The sequence below is a fragment of the Cohnella nanjingensis genome (assembly GCF_014212125.1).
Classification (GTDB): domain Bacteria; phylum Bacillota; class Bacilli; order Paenibacillales; family Paenibacillaceae; genus Cohnella; species Cohnella nanjingensis.
This window is the reverse complement of record NZ_JACJVP010000090.1, coordinates 1-3,425: the sequence shown is the minus strand read 5'-3', so window position 1 is coordinate 3,425 and position 3,425 is coordinate 1. Positions and strand designations below refer to the sequence as shown.

Genomic DNA, 3,425 nt, shown 5'->3' with positions numbered 1-3,425 from the left:
GCGCCGGGCCGGCTGCCGAATCCGGCGCCTGCGGGGCCGCCGCGCGCGCCGAACCCGCCGGCTCCGGACGCCGAGGCGCCTCCGCCGAGCCGCGAGCCGTAGCCGCCATAGGAGCCGAGGCGTCCGCCGCGCGGCTCCACCGCTTCCTTCAGCTCGTCCGGGATCTCGCCGAGGAACCGGGACGGCGCGTTGCTGTTGGTTCGTCCGTAGAGGAGCCGCATGCGCGCGCAGGTGAGGTACAGCTTTTTCTCCGCGCGGGTGATGCCGACGTACGCCAGGCGGCGCTCCTCCTCCATCTCGTCATTGTCCATGAACGCCCGGCTGCCCGGGAAGATGCCCTCCTCCATGCCGACTATGAACACGACGGGGAACTCCAGCCCCTTCGCGCTATGCATCGTCATGAGCACGACCGAATCGCCGCTGTCCTCTTCCGGGTCATTGTTCATCGAATCGATGTCGGCGATCAGCGCCAGATCGGTCAGGAACGAGACGAGCGACTTGTCCTCGTTGCGGCTCTCGAACTCTTGGGTGACGGAGAGGAATTCCTCGATATTCTCCAGCCGCGCCTTCGACTCCAGCGTATTCTCGCGAATCAGTTCCTCCCGGTAAGCCGACATTTCCAGCATTTTCTCCGTGAGCTCGGTCACCGACAGGTACTCCACCATCGCGGTCAGGTTCGTGATCAGCTGGCGGAATTCCGACAGCGCGGCCTTCGCGCGGGACTGAATATCCAAGTGGTACAATCCGTCGCCGAGCAGGCCGTCCCCTTCGCTGATCAAGCGGAAGATCGAGATCCCCCGCCGTCCGGCTTCGTCCTGCACCTTGCCCATCGTCGTATCGCCGAGCGCCCGCTTCGGCACGTTCACGATCCGGTTCAGGCTGATGTCGTCGTCCGGGTTGGAGATGAGGCGCAGATACGCGAGAATGTCCTTGATCTCCTTGCGGTCGTAGAACTTCGTGCCGCCGACGATCTGATACGGAATCTCCGACTTGATGAGGATTTCTTCCACGACCCGGGACATCGCGTTGGTCCGGTACAGAATCGCGTGATCGTCGTAACGGCGGCCGCTCTGGCGGTTCTTGCGGATCTCGTTCGCCACGAAGTAGCCTTCCTCGTGCTCGGAATCTCCCTGGTACACCGAGATCTTCTCGCCGCCGGCGCGGTCGGTCCACAGATTCTTCGCCTTGCGGCCCAGGTTGTTCTTGATGACCTGGTTCGCGGCTTCCAGGATGTTCGAGGTCGAACGGTAATTCTGCTCCAGCAAAATCGTACGGGCTTCGGGATAGTCCGCCTCGAAGTTCAGGATGTTCGTGATGTCGGCGCCGCGCCACCGGTAGATCGACTGGTCGGAGTCGCCTACGACGCAGATGTTGTGGTGCTTGCTCGCGAGCATCTTGCACAGCATGTACTGCGCCTTGTTCGTATCCTGGTATTCGTCGACGTGGATGTATTTGAATTTATTTTGATAGAAGTCCAGCACTTCGGGCACGTCTTTGAACAGTTGAATGGTCAGCATGATGAGGTCGTCGAAATCGAGCGAGTTGTTCGCCTTGAGCCGCTTCTGATACTGGGTGTACACCTTGGCCGCGATCGTCTGGAAATAGTCGCCGGCGCGGTTCTCGTATTTCTCGGGGCTCAGCAGCTCGTTCTTCGCGCCGCTGATCATGGCCTGCACGGCTTTGGGATCGAACTTCTTGGTATCGACGTTCTGGTCCTTCATCACGCCGCGGATGACGGACAGCTGATCGGCCGAATCGAGAATGCTGAAGTTCGAGCCGTAGCCGATCCGCTCGATGTCCCGGCGCAGGATGCGGACGCACATGGAGTGGAACGTGCTCACCCAGACGTCTTGGCCGCCGTGACCGACGAGCTTGGACACCCGCTCCTGCATCTCGCGCGCCGCTTTGTTCGTGAACGTGATCGCCAGTATGCTCCAGGGCGGGGCGATGCGCTTGGCGATCAGGTAAGCGATGCGGTGCGTCAGCACGCGCGTCTTGCCGCTGCCGGCGCCGGCCATGATGAGCAGCGGTCCATCGGTGGCAACGGCCGCCTCGCGCTGCTTCGGATTCAGTTTCTGAATAGCTTCGTCTATGTTGAAAGCATGCTGCGGTTGCGACAGGTTGTTCGATTGCGGATCTGCCGGTTCAAAAAACATAACCTTGCTCCTTTGCTTGTTCATGTGCGGCTCGTGCGGCTCCGACCGTCTGAAGCGCGGCTTCGAGGTCGTCATAGATCGCGTTGCCCACGACGATCGTGTGCGCCGCCGAAGCCGCCTCGCGCGCTTGCGCGGCCGTTCGGATGCCGCCGCCGTAGACGAGCCGGGCTTGGTTCAGTTCGTCGCGCACCTTGCGGACGAGCGCCATGTCGCCGAATGCCCCGCTGTACTCCATGTACAGGACGGGCACCCGCCACAGCCTGTCCGCCAGCTGCGCGTAAGCCAACACCTGCGCGGCGGAGATGGACGCATCGGCCCCGGACACGCGCGCCGCCGTCGACTCGCCGTTCAGCACGATGTACGCCTCGCCGGCGACGGACTCCCACGGCATCAGATGGCCGAATTCCGCCAGCGCCTCCGTCTGCCTGCCGATGAGCCACTCCCGCCGCGGGGTGTTCAGCACCATCGGGATGAAGTAGCCGTCGAAGCCCGGCACCGCGCAGGCGGGGTCAGACAGCTCGAGCGCGCAGGGCGATTCGTAGCGTCGGATGCGGGATAGGAGGTCCACCGTATTGTCATAGGTCACGCCGCTCGAGCCGCCGACCAGGATCGCGTCGGTCCCGGACAGGCACACGCGGTCCAGCGCCTCGTCCGAGATCTCGCGATCCGGGTCGAGCTTGAACACGTGCCGCCAATGTTGATAGAAAGATGGGATCATGTGTTCCTCCATCGGTCGTTTATCCCTAGTCTACAGGAAATCGCGGCGTCTTCCAAGAAGGGGGTTGGTGGGGGAAAAGATCGGCTTGCGTGGAGGGCTGCTGCATCGAATAGGAATTGTCATGTGGCACTGGGTAAAATTGTTTTTTCGCGCTTCTCTGTGCTGCGGTAACGATACTTTTTATCGTTACAGCACGCCTCGGACCCGCATTGTCCGCCGTAACGATACTTTTTATCGTTACAGCATGCCCCGGCTCCGCTCTGTCCGCTGTACCGATACTTTTTATCGTTACAGCACGCTCGAGCCCCGCTTTCTCCGCTGTAACGATACTTTTTATCGTTACAGCACGCCTCGGACCCACTCTGTCCGCTGTAACGATACTTTTTATCGTTACAGCACGCCTCGGACCCGCTCTGTCCGCTGTAACGATACTTTTTATCGTTACAGCACGGCCTCGGACCTTCTTTTATCGCTACAACATGCAACGGACCCGCTTTGTCCGCTGTAACGATACTTTTTATCGTTACAGCACGCCCGAGCCCACGAGACAG

At 60.9% G+C, this 3,425-nt stretch carries 2 protein-coding genes; both read right to left on the bottom strand.

What is annotated here, in order from left to right; all coding sequences use genetic code 11:
- Positions 1-2,156, bottom strand: a 2,156-nt coding sequence (gene pcrA / locus H7C19_RS33890) for a DNA helicase PcrA (protein WP_185673512.1), incomplete at its 3' end; no start/stop codon positions are given.
- Entirely contained in the window at positions 2,146-2,874 is a 729-nt protein-coding gene (pcrB, locus tag H7C19_RS33885; protein ID WP_185673511.1) for a heptaprenylglyceryl phosphate synthase, read from the bottom strand. The genes pcrA and pcrB, both read right to left, overlap by 11 nt.
- Positions 2,875-3,425 lie beyond the last annotated feature (551 nt).

Coding starts and splice junctions, on each gene's coding strand:
- pcrB (WP_185673511.1), bottom strand. CDS start 2,874: ATGATCCCATCTTTCTATCAACATTGGCGGCACGTGTTCAAGCTCGAC.